16 protein-coding genes are annotated in these 16,970 nt (G+C 65.6%); 1 reads left to right on the plus strand and 15 read right to left on the minus strand.

Translation table 11 applies throughout. The features are described 5' to 3' along the window. Nucleotides 1-77: 77 nt before the first annotated feature. Both ACKFR8_RS07305 and lysS read right to left on the minus strand, forming a co-directional pair. Nucleotides 78-1,049: a hypothetical protein gene (locus ACKFR8_RS07305; RefSeq protein ID WP_408929610.1), complete on the minus strand. Its 972-nt coding sequence runs from the start codon at nt 1,047-1,049 to the stop codon at nt 78-80. A 110-nt stretch (nt 1,050-1,159) separates the two neighbouring features. Next, on the minus strand, nt 1,160-2,743 hold the full coding sequence (lysS, locus tag ACKFR8_RS07310; RefSeq protein WP_408929611.1) for a lysine--tRNA ligase: 1,584 nt from the start codon (nt 2,741-2,743) through the stop codon (nt 1,160-1,162). 170 nt (nt 2,744-2,913) lie between these two features. Here lysS and ACKFR8_RS07315 point away from each other — a divergent pair, with 170 nt between their 5' ends. Beyond that, nucleotides 2,914-5,013 (plus strand): PhoX family protein, encoded by a 2,100-nt coding sequence (locus ACKFR8_RS07315; protein ID WP_408929612.1) that lies wholly within the window; start codon nt 2,914-2,916, stop codon nt 5,011-5,013. Nucleotides 5,014-5,032: 19 nt separating this feature from the next. Here the strand turns inward: ACKFR8_RS07315 and ACKFR8_RS07320 are convergent, their stop codons facing one another. The 13 genes from ACKFR8_RS07320 to dacB all read right to left on the minus strand — a co-directional run bounded on the left by ACKFR8_RS07320 (nt 5,033) and on the right by dacB (nt 16,902). Beyond that, on the minus strand, nt 5,033-5,980 hold the full coding sequence (locus ACKFR8_RS07320) for a 2-dehydropantoate 2-reductase (protein ID WP_408929613.1): 948 nt from the start codon (nt 5,978-5,980) through the stop codon (nt 5,033-5,035). Between the two features lie 42 nt (nt 5,981-6,022). After that, complete coding sequence (locus ACKFR8_RS07325; RefSeq protein ID WP_408929614.1) at nt 6,023-6,796, minus strand: pantoate--beta-alanine ligase; 774 nt, start codon at nt 6,794-6,796, stop codon at nt 6,023-6,025. Continuing rightward, a complete protein-coding gene (locus ACKFR8_RS07330; RefSeq protein ID WP_408929615.1) occupies nt 6,778-7,455 on the minus strand; it encodes a hypothetical protein in 678 nt (225 codons plus the stop codon). The genes ACKFR8_RS07325 and ACKFR8_RS07330 overlap by 19 nt, the downstream gene beginning before the upstream one ends. A gap of 1 nt (nt 7,456) precedes the next feature. Further along, nucleotides 7,457-8,704: a DUF6779 domain-containing protein gene (locus ACKFR8_RS07335; RefSeq protein ID WP_408929616.1), complete on the minus strand. Its 1,248-nt coding sequence runs from the start codon at nt 8,702-8,704 to the stop codon at nt 7,457-7,459. Nucleotides 8,705-8,709: 5 nt separating this feature from the next. After that, nucleotides 8,710-9,183 (minus strand): DUF3180 domain-containing protein, encoded by a 474-nt coding sequence (locus ACKFR8_RS07340; RefSeq protein ID WP_408929617.1) that lies wholly within the window; start codon nt 9,181-9,183, stop codon nt 8,710-8,712. A 3-nt stretch (nt 9,184-9,186) separates the two neighbouring features. After that, nucleotides 9,187-9,657, minus strand: coding sequence for a 2-amino-4-hydroxy-6-hydroxymethyldihydropteridine diphosphokinase (gene folK / locus ACKFR8_RS07345; RefSeq protein ID WP_408929618.1), 471 nt, complete (start codon nt 9,655-9,657; stop codon nt 9,187-9,189). After that, entirely contained in the window at nt 9,657-10,028 is a 372-nt protein-coding gene (folB, locus tag ACKFR8_RS07350) for a dihydroneopterin aldolase (protein ID WP_306508103.1), read from the minus strand. Before folB ends, folK begins: the two co-directional genes overlap by 1 nt. A gap of 4 nt (nt 10,029-10,032) precedes the next feature. Continuing rightward, nucleotides 10,033-10,962 carry a dihydropteroate synthase gene (folP, locus tag ACKFR8_RS07355; protein ID WP_408929619.1) on the minus strand — a complete coding sequence of 310 codons (930 nt, stop codon included), beginning with the start codon at nt 10,960-10,962 and terminating at the stop codon, nt 10,033-10,035. Between the two features lie 8 nt (nt 10,963-10,970). Beyond that, nucleotides 10,971-11,561, minus strand: a complete 591-nt coding sequence (gene folE, locus ACKFR8_RS07360; RefSeq protein ID WP_408929620.1) for a GTP cyclohydrolase I FolE — start codon at nt 11,559-11,561, stop codon at nt 10,971-10,973. Continuing rightward, nucleotides 11,551-14,028: an ATP-dependent zinc metalloprotease FtsH gene (ftsH, locus tag ACKFR8_RS07365; RefSeq protein WP_408929621.1), complete on the minus strand. Its 2,478-nt coding sequence runs from the start codon at nt 14,026-14,028 to the stop codon at nt 11,551-11,553. The genes folE and ftsH overlap by 11 nt, the downstream gene beginning before the upstream one ends. Nucleotides 14,029-14,089: 61 nt before the next feature. Continuing rightward, a complete protein-coding gene (hpt, locus tag ACKFR8_RS07370) occupies nt 14,090-14,680 on the minus strand; it encodes a hypoxanthine phosphoribosyltransferase (protein ID WP_408929622.1) in 591 nt (196 codons plus the stop codon). Next, nucleotides 14,664-15,626: a tRNA lysidine(34) synthetase TilS gene (tilS, locus tag ACKFR8_RS07375; RefSeq protein ID WP_408929623.1), complete on the minus strand. Its 963-nt coding sequence runs from the start codon at nt 15,624-15,626 to the stop codon at nt 14,664-14,666. Before tilS ends, hpt begins: the two co-directional genes overlap by 17 nt. Next, nucleotides 15,616-16,902 (minus strand): D-alanyl-D-alanine carboxypeptidase/D-alanyl-D-alanine endopeptidase, encoded by a 1,287-nt coding sequence (dacB, locus tag ACKFR8_RS07380; protein WP_408929624.1) that lies wholly within the window; start codon nt 16,900-16,902, stop codon nt 15,616-15,618. The genes tilS and dacB overlap by 11 nt, the downstream gene beginning before the upstream one ends. Between the last annotated feature and the right edge of the window lie 68 nt (nt 16,903-16,970).

Genomic DNA, 16,970 nt, shown 5'->3' on the forward strand with positions numbered 1-16,970 from the left:
ACCGAGTTTTCCTCGGTCACAGGGGCAAGACCAAACGGTGGCCTAACTTTAGAGATTGGCCACCGCCCCTCGAGCCATCAATACGGCATAAGATCCGGGACGTTTGGTTTGTCAGCATTAAAGAGAATAACTCTGCTTGTTCCGGAAAGGTCCCGGCACTTGAGGCGCCGAGCATCCGGATCCGGCATTTCAAGCATATCCGGCTCAGTTACCGAGCACTTCCACCCATCGACTTCCAGGATTCCACGGGAGTTCATTTCCTCCATCGTCCACTCATGGTTGACATACTGGTCGAGGACATCCATGGCCTTCCGACAATTAGTGCCATCCACCTGGGCATACACTTTCTGTCGACCCAGTTTGCCAGCTTCGAGCTCCCCGCAGACGGTGCCGACTTGTCCATAGCCGTTCGAGTCCTGTTCAAAGGGGTATGTATCTGAGACAAATTCGCCCTTGTCATTAACAGTGAACTGATGCCCCTTGAACGTGACAGTGAATTCTCCTTCGCTCGGGGCCTCAAAGGTCATGCCTTCGATGTCTACCCTCTCTCCGGCGTTAAGGGCGGTAGTCGGGACGGCATCGCCACCATCGACCAAAGATGCGGGGACGAACCCCACCTTTTCGTCGTACGTCACAATATTCGCCTTCCACGGCAGGTTTTCAGGATCTGGAAGGATTGGTGGACTGTCAATCCCCAAATAGCAGGACGGTTTTTCAGAATCTTCATACAAACCGCAGCTCACCTTGTTGTCTGGACTTGCGACGCCCCAGGCAACCGTGCCGGACTGTTCGAACCTGAAACCGGTAGCCCGGAAATCCTCGGCATCGCGCTCTTTCAGCTTCGAAGATTTTCCCTTGGACGAGGAGTCGGATTCACTGGACTGTACATCGCTCGATTCGTCAGCGCTGGAGTCCACCGACGTACTTTCGGCACCGGACTCCGGCACGCGCTCAAACGTTGGGGAGGCCTCGGTTCCTTCGTCGGAGGAACACGCAACCAGACCGGCCGCCAACAGAGGCAGTGAGAGTAGAGAAAGTAGCTTTTTCATGCTTTGCATTCTTCCACGTGAGCTGGCAGCAGGCTGATCGTTGGCGCGATGGGGGTATAAGAAATGCCGCCAGCCTCCCTAGGGCTGACGGCTTGTGCGGGCGTGGAGGACTACTTCTCCGGCTTCACAATCGGGAAGAGAACGGTCTCGCGAATGCCCAGTCCGGTCAGGGCCATGAGCAGGCGGTCCATGCCCATGCCGGTGCCGGCTGTCGGCGGCATGCCCTGCTCCATGGCGGCCAGGAAGTCCTCATCCAGCACCATGGCCTCGTCGTCGCCGCCGGCGGCCAAGCGGGCCTGGTCCTCAAAGCGCTCGCGCTGGATGACCGGGTCAACGAGCTCGGAGTAGCCGGTGGCCAGCTCAAAGCCGCGGACGTAGAGGTCCCACTTCTCGGTCACGCCCGGCTCGGAGCGGTGCTGGCGGGTCAACGGGGAGGTCTCCACCGGGAAGTTCTTGACAAAGATGGGGCCCTCAAGCTGATCCTCGCAGAGCACCTCCCAGATTTCTTCCACCAGCTTGCCGTGGCCCCAGCCGCCGTTCTTCGGAACCTCGAGCCCGATGACGTCGGCAATGCCCTTCAGCGTGTCCACATCGGTGTCGATGGTGACCTCCGGCTGGCCCGGGAACTTGCGCTGCAGTGCCTCGTTGAGGGACGGGTACATCTCGATCTCTGGCCATTCCTCGCCGCCGAAGTCGTACTCCGTGCCATCCGCCAGGGTGACGGTGGTGGAGCCGAAGACGGCGCGCGCCACGGCCTGGATGGACTCGCGGGTGGTGCGAGCGCAGTCGTTGTAGTCACCCCACGCGGCGTAGGTCTCCAGCATGGCGAACTCCGGGGAGTGGGAGCGGTCCACGCCCTCGTTACGGAAGTTGCGGTTGATTTCAAAGACGCGGTCGATACCGCCCACCACGGCCCTCTTCAGGTACAGCTCCGGGGCGATGCGCAGGTAGAGGTCAATATCCAGCGCGTTGGAGTGGGTCACGAACGGGCGGGCAGCCGCGCCGCCGTGGAGGGTCTGCAGCATCGGGGTTTCGATCTCCACGAAGCCCTCGTCCTCCAGGTAATTGCGCAGCGCGCGCATGACCTTGACGCGGGTCATGGCGTTCTTGCGGGCCTCCTCGCGCACGATGAGGTCGTTGTAGCGCTGGCGCACGCGGGTCTCCTCGTTCATGTCCGCGAAGGACACAGGGAGCGGGCGGAGGGACTTCGCAGCCATGGTCCACTTCGTGGCCATGACGGACAGCTCGCCGCGGCGGGAGGCAATGACGCGGCCGCGCACGGAGATGAAGTCACCCAAGTCAACGTCGGACTTCCAGGCCGCCAGGCGCTCCTCGCCCACCTCGGCGAGGGACAGCATGGCCTGCACCTGGGTGCCGTCGCCGTCCTGCAGGGTGGCGAAGCACAGCTTGCCGGTGTTGCGCATGAAGATAAGGCGGCCGGCGATAGCCACCTCGACGTCCGTCTCGTCGCCGGCGTTGAGGTAGGTCACGCCCTCTTCGCCAGCGGGCTGCTCGTCCTCAGCCACCACCTGGAACTGCTGACGCAGGTCCTTCATGGAGATGGTGCGGTCCACGGTCACCGGGTAGGCGTCGGTACCGGATTCCAGCAGACGGGTGCGCTTCTCACGGCGGATGCGCAGCTGCTCGGGGACGTCGGTTGCTTCAGTAACTGGGGTATTCTTCTTCTCGCTCACGGTTGTCTAGGGTAGTCGATCCCCATATGCTGGCGCGATCCCGGTTTACAGACTGTTCACCCAGCAGACACAGTCATTCAACCGCGCGGCCACCTTTGCAGTATTTACTCAGAACGTCCGTTGCGACATCTCAACGCAACCCATACCGACGAATTCTGGAGTACACCCACATGGCACTCAACGGCCGCAATCTCTTGACCAACATGTTCGCCTCCTCCCGTTCTTCCCTTACCTGCACCTACAAGTGCGGTAATGCCTGCTTCGGTGAGTGTGACAACCCCTCCGATAACGCTTACTTCGGTGACCAGTTCTCCCGCCGTACCGCGCTGCGCGCCGGCGGCCTGGCCGTCGTTGCAGTCGGCGGCTCCTCCGCCCTGGCTGCCTGCTCCGCCCCGGAGGGCGAGGATGCTGCAGCGGGTTCCTCCGCCGCCGGCAAGACCTCCGAGGTCGGTTCTTCCGACATCGAGCTGACCTCCGCGGAGGGCATGAAGTTCGAGAAGGTTGAGCCGAACACCAAGGATGAGGTTGTCATTCCGAAGGGCTACGAGCAGTCCGTGCTCATCGCCTGGGGTGACCCGGTCATCGAGGGCGCTCCGGAGTTCGACGTCAACAACCAGACCGCCGCTGATGCTGAGAAGCAGTTCGGCTTCAACAATGACTTCGCCGGCCTCATCGAGCATCCGGACAACAAGGACCGCCTCATCTACGTCTGCTCCCACGAGTACACCACCGAGCCGATGATGTTCCCGGATTACGATCCGGAGAACCCGACCGAGGAGCAGGTCAAGATTGGTTGGGCCGGCCACGGCCACACCATCCTTGAGGTTTCCAAGTCCAAGGATTCCGGTGAGCTCAAGCGCGAGTTCGGCCCGCTCAACCGCCGCATCACCGCCACCACCCCGTTCACCCTGGTCGGCCCGGCCAAGGGCTCCGACCTGGTCAAGACCTCCGCTGACCAGAAGGGAGAGAAGGTCCTGGGCACCCTCAACAACTGCTCCGGCGGCATCACCCCGTGGAACACCATGCTCTCCGGCGAGGAAAACTTTGACCAGTACTTCGCTGGTGGCGACATCAAAGATGACACCGCCAAGGAGTCCCTGAAGCGCTTCGGCATCAAGGAAGGCCCGTCCCAACGTAAGTGGGAGAAGTACGATGACCGCTTCGACGTCACCAAGGAGCCGAACGAGCCGAACCGCTTCGGCTGGCTGGTAGAGATCAACCCGCTGGACCCGAAGTCGACTCCGATCAAGCACACCGCAGTGGGCCGCTTCAAGCACGAGGCCGGCAACATTCACATTGCCAAGGACGGCACCGTGGTGTGCTACTCCGGCGATGACTCCCGCTTCGAGTACATCTACAAGTTCGTCTCCACCAAGCAGTACAAGGAAGGCGACATTGAGCACAACCTGACCATCTTGGACCACGGCACCCTGTACGTGGCCAAGATGGAGGGTAACTCCCCGGAGAAGGAAATCGATGGCTCCGGCGTCCTGCCGGAGGACGGCGCCTTCGACGGCAAGGGCACCTGGGTCAAACTGCTGACCTCCGACACGGAGAACAACAAGTTCGAGTCCCACGTCGACGGCATGTCCGCCGAGGAGGTCGCCGTCTTCACCCGTGAGGCCGCCGACAAGGTGGGTGCTACCAAGATGGACCGCCCGGAGGACGTCCAGGTCAGCCCGAACAACGACAAGGTTTACGTGGCCCTGACCAACAACTCCTACCGCGGTGCTACCGGTGAGAACGCCAAGAAGAACAAGGAAGACGCCAAGGAATGGGCTCCTATCAAGGAGAACAAGAACGGCCTCGTCATGGAGATCGAGGACGATCACGCGGGCGAGGAGTTCACCTGGAACCTCTTCCTGGTCTGTGGTGACCCGAAGGAAGCCAACACCTACTTCGGCGGCTTCGACAAGGAGAAGGTCTCCCCGATTTCCTGCCCGGATAACCTGGCCTTCGACAACCACGGCAACCTGTGGATCTCCACCGACGGCAACGCGCTGGATTCCAACGACGGCCTCTATGCCGTGACTACCGACGGTGAGACTCGCGGCGAGCTCAAGTGCTTCCTCACCGTCCCGGCGGGCGCTGAGACCTGTGGCCCGATCGTGGATGACGAGCGCGTCATGGTCAACGTCCAGCACCCGGGCGAGGCGGACGACGCCAAGTTCGACGAGCCGGCCTCCCACTGGCCCGACGGCGGCAACTCCACCCCGCGCCCGGCCGTGGTGGTGGTGTGGAAGAAGGACGGCAACATCGGCACCGAGTAGACGCCGAGCCGCACTTGGCCTAAGCCGAGCGTAACTGGGCTTCGAGCACGTCCTGCGCGAAGTCCCACAGCGGGGTTGTGACTCCCGCCTTGACGCCCATGCGTCGGATAGCACCGACCTGGGCGTCTAACTCGTTAGGCAGGCCGGCTTTGATATCGCGCTGCATCGAGGACGTGTTGTCCGGGTGCTGCTGGCGGGCGAACTCCATGGTCTGCTCCACCACGTCGGCCGGCAGGTCCACGCCCATGCCGCGCCCAGCGGCCTCGACCTCTTTCATGAAGGCCTCCAGCTGGCCCGGGATTTCCTGGCACAGGTAGCCGATGGGCTTGTCGACGACCGCGCCCAGGGTTCCGGTAGAGGTCACGAACATGGCCTTCGACCAGACGTCGACAAGCGCTGCGTCGTGGAACTTGCTGGAGGCTCCGGCCTCCGTGAGCGCCGCCGCCAGCTCCTGGCCAGTACGACGCAGCGACCCCGGCGCCTCCGCGCTCAGCGGACCAAAAGCCAGGGACAGTGGCCCCGGATTGCGCCTGATGTGGGCCGGGCCCACGCGCGTGGCGTAGACGCGGGCCACACCGGCAAGGATATTTTCCGCACCGAATTCCTCGGCCGCCAGGTACGGAATTTCCACTGAGTTGTGTGTGGTCACCACCGGAATGCCCTGCAGGGCCTCCCGATCCTCAGCGCTACCAAACGTCTCATTGCCCGGCAGCGCCTTGGTGGCGATAATCGCCACGTCGAGCCCGCCCAGCAGGTCCCCCACCTCCGCGAAGGAACGCGCACCGGGAACCTTGATGATCTCGGTGGTGGTGGGCTCACGGTGGGCGTCAACTAACGTCACGCCCGTCTCCTCCAGCGCCTTGAGGGTCTCGCCCCGCGCGACGAAGGCGACGTCGTGGCCTGCTGCTTTCAGTATTCCGCCGAAGTATCCGCCGATGGCGCCGGCGCCCAGAATTCCAATCTTCATGCCCTCCAACCTAGCGGGCCAAGCCGGGTGGGGCGGGAGCTTTTATTCCTGTTGGTCCAGGTTCTTGAACCCGATGCCCAGCGGCACGCCGGCGTTATCGGTCAGCCGCACCCCGCCGATGGTGGCGGCGACAAAGAGGCGCGCCTCACCCTCCGCGGGCGGTTCTTGCAGGTCGCGGCCGCGCAGCTCGACGTACTCGGGCTCCACACCCGCAGCATCCAGCACCTCGCGCGCGACGCGCACGACCTCCTCGGCCCCGGATTCCGCGGCATAGGCACCGGCGGTAAGTGCCGCTGACAAGGCGCTGGCTTGCTCGCGTGCTTCGGGTGCGACGTCCGCGTTGCGCAGGCTCATCACCACGCCGTCCGGCATGCGCACCGGCGGCACGCCCTGCACGCGCGCGCCGATGTTGAGGTCCGTGAACGCCTGCTGGGTGGCCACGAGCAGCTCGTAGTCCTTCTCCCCTATCACCACATCACTCGGGCCCAGTGCACAGGTCAGCGCCACAATGCGGGTCATCTCCGCGCTGACGTCTTCCATTCCGTGGTCGGGTGCAAGGATCCGTGTGCGCTGGCTCTGCTCGCTATAGCGCCACACCACGTCGACGTCCTTAAGTGCAGCGATGTCCGTGTCCGGTTCCACTGCCACGACGACCACGCCGCCGCGCACGCGCCGCGCCGCCTGCACCAGGGCCAGGTGGCCGGCATGGATGTCACGGCCCAGCGGCACGAGCACCACGCGCTTGCCCGTCTTGCGGTAGGCACTGCCCACCATGCGGATGCGCTCGATGTCGTCGACTAGGAGTTGCTCTGCCACGGCGCTTCCTTTCTTACTGCCCACAGTTCCAGTTCTTCCATATTCTTCTTCTCACCCACCATGCGGGCGACGTCGCGGTAGTTGCGCGCCATGCCCAGCTCCACGGCGGCGGGGTAGGCATCGATGATGTCTCCGGCATCAAGGTCGAAGGAGCTGCCCATAAAATCTTCGATAATCCCCGCCTTAAGCGCCGCCCACACACTGAGTTCACCGAGCATCTCCGCGTAGTACAACCGCGCGGCTCGCTCGGCACGTTGTGCCTCCGGCACCGTTTCTGCGGTCTGGTGAATTTCCGAGAGCAGCAGCCCAATGACGGTTTCTGCCACCTCATCGAGGGTGCCCACCGCATAGGAGTCGCCCAGGGGAGCTGCGGCAATCGTCAGGCACCCGCGAGTCTCCAGCTCGTCGAGGGCTTCCACCCCGGCGAGCAGTGAGGTGTGGATGACAATTTGCTTGGGACGCACGTGCTTTTCGACATCCCCCACAGCCGCCTCCAGGTCCCGCGCCGTCGCGGCAAGAATCAGCGCATCGAAGCGGTCCAGCTGGGCGGGGTCCTCAAGGTATTCGATGGTGTGACCGGCCATCTCCAGACGGTGGGCAAAGTTGATGCCGGCCCGGGAGCTACCCCACACCGCCACGCGCATACGTGGTGCCGGCATCCTACTTCTCCTTCTTGTCCTTCTGGCGCTTCTTCATCTCCGCCATCAGCTCTGCCACAGAGACCGCACCGTCGCGCTTCTCGTCGCTGCGACGGCGACCGCGGGAGGTCTCAGCCGCGGCGCTGCGGGCGCCGCCGACTGACTGCTGCCCCTGGTGCTGCGCCTGCTGGGAGGCCGGGCGCGGCACGGCCTGCTTCTGCGGTGCATCCTCCTCCGGCTTGCGGTGGCGGTGGGGCGCTGCGGAGGATACCGATGCCGCCGGCGACTTCGGCGATGCAGCCTCGGACGCGCCCTGGTTCCAGCGAACGGCCTGGAAGCTATCGGTCTTGAACTCCGGCTGCTTTGGCTGCTGCGGCTGCTCCGACTGCTTCGGCTGTGCAGACTGTGCAGGTTGAGCCGGCGTCGTCGTTTTAAACGACGGCGCGGCAGGCTTGTGCGGCTGCTGGGGCTGAGTCTGCTGGGGCTGACGCTGCGAAGGTTGCGGCTGCGGCTGGGACTGCGCGGGCTGCTCCTGCGGCTGCGCCTTGGGACGCGGTTGCTGGGCCTGCTGGGTCGGCTGGACCGGCTGGGGCTGCTGTGCGGTCTTGGCCTGACCGGCACTGTCCGCGAGCAGACTGTCGAGCGTGTTGTGCGTCGGGTGCGTGGGCTGGGAGCCCAGGCGGCCCGCCACAGCGTCGGCAGTAGGGGCACCGCCGGACTTCTGGGTGAAGTTGGACGCGGCGGAGTCACCGAAGTGTGCCGCGCTATCCGCGCTGCTGGCCTTGCGCTCCAGCTCCTGGATGCGGCGCGCCTCCGCATAGAGCGCAGCCGGCTCGTAGACCCACTCGCGGCCGGAGAGCTCCTCAATCTGGGAGCGGATGGACTCCAGCTCCGCGCGGATGTCCGCGAGAACCTTGCTGTTATCCGCCGGTGCAGCGGCCGCCGCCTGCGTGTGGGAGGACGCCGCGTGCGCGCGCTCCACGGCCAACAGCTCGGTGGCCTCATGGGCCTGGCGGCGGTAGCGCACCACCAGGAAAAAGCCCAGCGCCGCGGCCCACAGCGAGGCCAACAGGGCAATCTTCAGCGCGTTCGCCGAGCCCGAAATGAGCATCACCAGGCTGGCAATCACCGCCAAGATGACCAGGATGATGAGGCCAATGGAACCGGCATCCGCCTTGGAACCGGTAGCGGAACCAGACGAGGGTTCCTGCCGGGATGCCGGCGCCGGTGCGTGCTGGGGCTCAGGTGCTGCGTTGTGCGGGCTCGTCATGCCCACTAACTTACCGCCTGCGCCCCATCAGGTGGAGGTGGAGCCTCACAGTGTCGCTCGAGGACCACGCCGGCCACGCACATCGCGGCCCCGCCCAGCGCGGAGGACACTACACCCGCCACATCCCCGGACGCGGCCACTAGTTCGCCCGCCTTCGGGAGGACGTAGACCGCAATGCCAGCATAGGCACCACCCACAATCGCGCCCGTCCACGCCGAGGCCTTGCCCACGAGCAGGAACTGGGCAATCGTCATCGGGTTGAGCTGCGAGTTATCCAGCCCGATGCCATGCTCATCGTTCTTGGCGGAGCGCACCTTGAGGATGAGGAGGACGCACACCAGGGCCATGGCCCACAGGGAGATAGACACCGTCGCCGGGATGGCCAGCATGGAGCCGTAGAAGCGCGCGGTAAGGATGGCGGCCGCCGCGGCCACGAACAGGGCGGTGCCCACAAGCGCGCTTAACGACGTCCTCGTCATCGCCTACCCCACTTCCTTCACCGCGGCCACCTCAGTGCTGTCTAGGCTAGCGATAAGTTCACTCACCGGGGTGCCGTTGAGCTCCGCGTGCGGATTTGCGGCCAGCCACGGCACGAGCACGAAGGCGCGCTCGTGGGCATAGGGGTGCGGGAGGATGAGCTCCGGGTCTTTCGAGATCACGCCGTCTACCTGCACGATATCCACGTCCAAGGTGCGCGGCCCCCAGTGGCGCACGCGCACTCGCTCGGCGGCCTCTTCCAACTTCTGCCCGCGGCGCAGCAGCTCCAGCGGGCCTTCCTCCACGTCCACAATGAGTACCGCGTTGAGGAAATCTCCTTGGTCTGTCACTCCCCACGGCGGGGTGGCATAAACCGGAGAGGCGGCGACGGTCTCTGCGGCAAACTCGTCGAAAACAGTCTGCAGCAGCGCGCGGCGATCCTCCATGTTGGAGCCGATGGACAAAACCGCGCGCATTAGCCGGCCATCCGCTTGCGGGAGCGGCGCGCCACCACGGCTACATCCGCAAAGGTGCGCGGGATGGGCGCCTTCGGCTTGTGAATGGTCACCTCGATGGCGTGGAGAATGTCGAAGCGTTCCATCGCGGTCTCGGCAACCTCCGCGGCGACCGTCTCGATGAGGTCGCGGGAGGGGCCTTCGACGATGCCCGCGGCGACGTCGGCAAGCTCGGCGTAGTTGACCGTACGGTTCAGATCATCCTCAATGCCCGCGGTGTCCAGCCAACACGTCACGTCCACGAGGAAAGGCTGCCCGGTCTGCTTCTCCTCCTCGAAGACGCCGTGGTAGCCAAAGCACTCCAGGCCGGTGAGCTCAATGCGGTCTGCCATGGTTTTAGGCCCTCCCCAAAGACGTCGAGACCACGGTGCCGCCATCGGCGCCGTTGGCGTAGCTGCCGGAAGCATGCGCGCCGCCGGTGTAGGCCGCGCCCGCGTTCCAGGCGGCGGCCACGTCCACTGCGTCGCGGGAGACGTCCACCTCGTGCACGCGCACGCCCCACGCGCCCATCTGCGCGGAGATGGCGGTTACGGCCGCGGTGGCGGGATCCGCCAACAGCGGACTGGACTCCGCCCCGCGGTCCTCCCGGATGGCGGCCAGGAAGCGCTTGCGGGACGCACCCACGAGCAGCGGGAACTCGCCGTCCAAGAACTCCGGCAGCGCCTGGAGCAGCGCCCAGTTATCCTGCGGGGACTTGGCAAAGCCCAGGCCGGGATCGACCACGATGTTGTCGTGGGTAACGCCGGCGGCCAGGGCGGCGTCGGCCAGCGCGGCCAAAGACTCATGCACATCGCGCACCACATCGCCGCCATGGTCCGCCACCCCGGCCGCACTACCGAACTGGACGGTGCGCCAATGCATGAGGCACACCGGCAGGCCAGTAGCGGCCATGGTGCGATACATGTCCGGGTCGGCGGCACCACCGGAGACGTCATTGATCATGTCCACGCCGGCCTCCGCGGCCGCCGCGGCAACTGCGGCCCGCATCGTATCCACCGAGGTCTTAATCCCCTCCTCGTGCAGCGCCTGGATAACCGGCACCACGCGGCGCTGCTCCTCCTCGGCGGCCACGCGCACCGCGCCCGGTCGAGTAGACTCACCGCCGACGTCAATCATGTCTGCGCCGGCGGCCACCAGGTGCCGGGCGTGCGCAATGGCGTCATCGACGTTGATCCAGCGCCCGCCATCGGAGAAGGAATCCTCCGTGACGTTGACAATGCCCATGACCAGCGTGCGGCCCGGGACGGAGAGGTTGCTGACTGCCATGGTGGAAATTAGCTCCTAATCAGGCTCATGACCTCCGCACGGGAGGCCGCGTTCTTCTTGAAACCGCCGCGCACCGCAGACGTCGTGGTAGTCGCCCCCGGCTTGCGGATGCCGCGCATGGCCATGCACAGGTGCTCGCACTCGATGACCACGATGACGGACTGGGCGTGGAGGACCTCCACCAGGGCGTTGGCGATCTGGCTGGTAAGCCGTTCCTGCACCTGCGGGCGCTTGGCGTACATGTCCGCCAAGCGGGCCAGCTTGGACAGGCCGGTGACGTGGCCGTCTGGGCCCGGGATGTAGCCGATGTGTGCCTTGCCATAGAAGGGCACGAGGTGATGCTCGCACGTGGAGTAGATGGGGATATCACGCACGAGGACGAGCTCCTGGTGCTCCTCGGCAAAGGTCTTGTGCAGGACCTCAGTTGGATCCTGGTGCAGGCCGGCGAAAACCTCTGCGTAGGCGCGGGCCACGCGGGACGGGGTTTCGCGCAGGCCCTCGCGGTCGGGGTCCTCGCCCACGGCGATGAGCAGCTCGCGCACGGCGGCTTCCGCGCGCTCCTGATCAAACTCGCGCTGCGCCGGGATGTTATCGCTCATTGCTGCGGCCGTCCTTGGGGGTGATGTCGTTTGTGTACGGGTTGTTGCGGCGCTCCGCCTCGCCCCAGCCGGGTGCTCCCCAGCCGTTGCTGTCCTGGGTGCCCTGGGTTTCTGTGCTGCCTGGGCTGTCCGGGCTGTCTGGTTTGGCGTGGCGCCCGCGCCGCCCCGGCTGGCGCTGCGGCTCCGGAGCATCCACGACGCGCGGAATCTCCTGGGTCTCAGCGTGGCTAAGGCCGCCCTGGGCGTGGTGCAGTTCCTGTTCCGGGACCTCCTGCTCGTGGCCGGCCGCGTCGGTGACGGGCTCAGCATCCTGCTGGGAGGCGGGCTGGGCGTCAGCGTGGGCGTCCGGTTCGCCAAAGAAAGTATTGCCCTTGTCCGGGTCCACGTTGTCGCCGGCATGCTGGCCAAAGCTGAAGCCGATTTCCTCCGGGGTGGCGTTCGGCGCCGGCTGCCCGTTCTCCTGGGCGGCGAGGCGACGTTCGCGGGCGGCCCGGGAGGCGTCGAGAAGCGTCATGCGCTTCGGCAGCTCCTCACCGCGCTCCTTGGCCAGCTCCACCGGGGTCTTCACCGGCTCGCGGCCGGCCTGGCGCGGGAAGCGATCATCCTCGTGCGGGAAGACATCGAAGGCCTCGCGCGGCTCGATGCCCTCGAAGATGCCCTCCAGATCCGGGCGACGCAGGGTCTCCTTCTCCAGCAGCATCTCCGCCAGCTTGTCCAGGTAGTCGCGGTTGGCGGCCAGAATATCGTAGGCCTGCTGGTGCGCGCGGTCGAGCAAGTAAGCCATCTGCTCATCGATCTTGGCGGCCACGGCGTCCGAGTAATCAATGGATCCGCCGCCGCCCATCTGGCTAAAGGGATCGCCCTGCTCCTGGCCGTACTTCACGGTGCCCAGGTCCGGGGAGAAGCCGTATTCGGTGAGCATGGAGCGCGCAATCTTCGTCGCGTGCTCAATATCGGAGGACGCACCCGTGGTCGGGGCGCCGAAGACGAGCTCCTCCGCGGCGCGTCCGCCCATGGCGAAGACGAGGCGGGAGAACAGCTCGTCGCGGGTGTACATGCCCTTGTCGTCTTCCTGGGCGGTCATGGCGTGACCGCCGGTGCGGCCGCGGGCCAGGATGGTGACCTTGTACACGCGCTCAATGTCCTTGAGCGCCCACGCGGACAAGGTGTGGCCGCCCTCGTGGTAGGCGGTGACCTTCTTCTCATGCTCGGAGATGATCTTGCCCTGGCGGCGCGGGCCACCCACCACGCGGTCGGTGGCCTCCTCCAAGGCGTCGTAGGTAATGACGTTGCCGCCGATGCGCGCGGTGAGCAGGGCGGCCTCATTGAGCACGTTGGCCAAGTCCGCGCCGGACATACCGGCGGTGCGCTTGGCCAGCTGGGTGACATCCACTTCCTTAGCCAGCGGCTTGTCCTTGGCGTGCACGCGCAGGATCTGCTCGCGGCCGGCCAGGTCCGGGTTGGTCACCGGGATCTGGCGGTCGAAGCGGCCCGGGCGCAGCAGCGCCGGGTCCAGGATGTCGGGGCGGTTGGTGGCGGCGATGAGAATAACGCCCTCGCGGTCACCAAAGCCGTCCATCTCCACGAGCAGCTGGTTCAGGGTCTGCTCGCGCTCGTCGTGTCCGCCGCCGGTGCCGGAGCCGCGCTGGCGGCCCACGGCGTCGATCTCGTCCACGAAGATAATGCAGGGGCTGTTTTCCTTGGCCTGCTTGAACAGGTCGCGCACGCGGGAGGCGCCCACGCCGACGAACATCTCCACGAAATCAGAACCGGAGATGGAATAGAACGGCACGCCGGCCTCGCCCGCCACGGCGCGCGCCAGCAAGGTCTTACCGGTACCCGGCGGGCCGTAGAGAAGCACGCCGCGCGGGATCTTCGCGCCTAGCTCGTGGTAGCGCTCCGGATCATCGAGGAAGTCCTTGATCTCCTGCAGCTCGTCCACGGCCTCATCCGCGCCGGCGACGTCCGCGAAGGTGTTGGTGGGCATGTCCTTCGTCAGCTCCTTGGCCTTGGAGCCGCCGATGCCGAACATGCCGCCCGCGCCCTGCTGCATGCGGGACATCATCCAGAACAGCAGCGCGAAGAGCAGCAGCATCGGCAGCAGGAAGCTCACCATGGAGCCGATGAAGGAGTCCTGCGTGACCTTGGTCTGGTACTTCTCCGCGCCGGAATCCTTCACAGCGTTAAAGACCTGCTCGGAGGCGCGTGCCGGGTACTTGGCAATGACCTCTTCCACGCCCTCTTGCTTGTCCACCGTCACCGGATTCTTCAGCTTGAGGCGCAGCTGCTGCTCGCGGTCGTCGATCTGCGCTTCCTCGACGTTCTTGTCCGTCAGCTGCTCCATGGCTACCGACGTCTCCACCTGCTTGAAGCTGCGGGCATCGTTGGTGAAGAACGTGAAGGCGTACAGCAGGATGAGGACCAGGCCCGCCAGCGAGCCGTAGCGGATGATGTTCTTGTTTTTCATTAATTACCTTGCAAGTATGCGGCTGGTGCCGAACCAGAACGTCCTAAACTTATGCGCGAGCCTAAGCCTGAGAGCTGTAGACCGACGGGTGCAGAGTACCGACCCAGGGCAGGTCGCGGTAGCGCTCGGCAAAGTCCAAGCCGTAGCCCACGACGAACTCGTTGGGGATGTCAAAGCCGACGTCGAAAAGCTCTAGCTCCGCCTTGACCACCTCCGGCTTGCGCAGCAGGGTGACTACCTCCAGCGAGCGCGGCTGCCGGCCCTGCAGGTTGCGGATGAGCCAGGACAGGGTGAGGCCGGAGTCAATAATATCCTCCACAATCACCACGTCGCGCCCCTCAATGTCACGGTCTAGGTCCTTGAGGATACGCACCACGCCGGACGAGGATGCGGAGTTGCCGTAGGAAGACACCGCCATGAACTCCAACTGGGAGGGGATGCTCAGCTTGCGGGCGAAATCAGTGAGGAAGAAAACCGCACCCTTGAGCACGCACACCAGGATGAGATCCTCCTCCGTGTTGCGGTACTTCTCAGAGATGCGATCCGCCATCTCCTGGATGCGCTCCTGCAGATCTTCCTCCGTGACGAGGACGGCTTCGATGTCCTCGCCGTAGGGGTGTGCAGGGACGGTGTGATTATTCGTGTCGTGCACGCGCGTGCTCCTTTGTTGACCGAGGCAATAGTGACAGTGTGCCACCAACCCGCAAGACTTCCAACCTCCGGCCATCGCCATCGGTCCCCGGCACCGCCACGCCACCCTGGCCATGCCAATCCACGCATAGGTTGTCCACGCCCTGCACGGCCTGGCGGGTGACTTCCACGCCCTTCTCCCGCAGCCAGGCGGCGATGGCGCGGCGGCGCTGCGGCTCGGGAAGCTGGGCCAGTTCTGCGCAGCTCGCAGTAGGCGGGGTGCGCAGGTAGGCGTGGTCCAGCGCGGCGTCGTGGGCCGCCTGGGCCAGGGCCGGGACGGGATCGCCGCCCACGATATCCGCCAGGCGTGGGAGGATATCGCGGCGCAGCGCCACGCGCCGGAAGGTCGGGTCCTGGTTCTGGGGATCGTGCCAGACCTTAAGCCCCAGCTCGGCGCAGGCGGCCACGGTCTGGGCGCGGCGCACGCTGAGCAGGGGGCGCAGCACGCGCACACCCTCCACCTCGGCGCGCTCAAGCATTCCGGTCACCCTCCCCCGCAGCGCGCCCAGCAGGAGTGTTTCGGCCTGGTCGTCGGCGGTATGGGCCACGGCCACCTCACCCCAGTCGGCGAAGGCGCGGTAGCGCGCGGCGCGGGCGGCGGCCTCCAGGGAGCCATGCTTGGCGACGTCCACCCGTACCACCTCCGCGGCAGCCCCCATCCCCCTCGCTTGCTCGGCAGCCCGGCGCGCCTGCGCGGCCGAGCCAGATTGGAGACCATGGTCAACGCACAGCGCGGTGACCTCGTGGCCTTCCGCCACGAGAGCGGCGGTCAGCGCCAGGGAATCCGCGCCACCGGAGAGCCCCACCGCGATCGGCCGGGGCGCATCCCCCACGACCGCGCGGGCAGCCACGCGGCAAGCCAAAAAGTTGGGGCTGCGCCGGGGCCAGAAGGGGGTTCTAGAAGTCATGGAGCGCGGCAGCGAGAGCGTCCTGGGCCTGGCGGGCGGAGTTGACGTCGCCGTCGTTGACCAGGAAGGCGAAGGCGAAAACGTTTCCGGACTGACCCTGCGCGGTGCCGGCCAGGGCCGAGGTGCCGGTCAGCGTGCCGGTCTTAGCGCGCACGAAGCCGCGGGCGGGCGAGCCGGTGTAGCGCTGGTAGAGGGTGCCCTCGCCGCCGGCCAGCGGGAGGTAGCCCATAAGCGGGCGCAGGTCCTCTTCGCTGGCTGCCTTATCCAGGATGTGAGCGAGCAGTCCGGCGGTGATGCGGTTGTCGCGCGAAAGGCCCGAATTGTCCTTAATGGTAATTCCGGCGGTGTCGAAGCCGTGGCCCTGCAGCACGTCGAGCGTGGCCTGTGCCGCGCCCTCGAAACTGGCTTCCTGGTGCTGGCTAAGCGCCACCTCGCGGGCGATGGCCTCCGCCATGACGTTGTCCGAATCCTTCGCCGCCTCCTGGGCGCGAACGGCCAGCGGCTCCGAATCGGTGCTGGCGAGGCTCTCCGCGCCTGCGGGTGCGGTGGCCATGTCCGCCTTGTCCGTGCCCAGCCGCCCGGCCAGGGCCCGGGCCACGTCGAGTGCCGGCTCGTGGGAGCGGGGGACATCGCCCGTCTTCTCCCCCAGGCGCCCGCCGTAGAGCATGGCCGGCTGGATGGGGGCGACGTAGCCGCCATCGATATTGTCGTCGTCCCAGCCCGGCGCCTGGTCGGGGCCGGACCACACGGACGTATCGATGGACACGCGCTTAACGTCTCCCGCCTTAGCCTTGATCTGCTCTGCCAGATCGTCCAAGCGCTCGTCGGTCAGCCAGACATCGCCTGCCGCCTTGATGACCACCTCGCCGTCCTTCTCCCCGCGGACCACCTGGGTGGTGATGGTCTCCTCCTCATCGAGGGCCAGGGTGGCCGCCGCCAGCGTGAGCACCTTGGTGGACGAAGCCGGGGTCAGCGGCTTGGCGGGCTCGCGCTCCCACACCACCTCGTGGGTGCGCGCATCAATAACCTGCCCGCCAAAAGTAGCCAGGGCCTTGTCCTTGCCCAGCTCATCCAAGCGCGCGGTGAGCGCTGCGGCGTCGTACTGACCCGCCTGTGCCGGTTCCACCAGGGTCTCCGGCGCATCCTGCGCATAGGGTTCGCCGTGGTCCAAATGATTGTAGGTGCGCTGGATCTCTACCCCCAGCGCCGCCGTTGCCGCCACGACTCCGGCCGTGACCACGGCCGCGACACTCCACCACACTTGCTTCGCTTTCATCGCCCTTTACCCTAGCGCGGTAGACTGAGCGGAGCACGTAGCAACCTATAAGTTATGGAGGAATCAGC

This window comes from Corynebacterium axilliensis (assembly GCF_046097495.1).
Taxonomy (GTDB): Bacteria; Actinomycetota; Actinomycetes; order Mycobacteriales; family Mycobacteriaceae; genus Corynebacterium.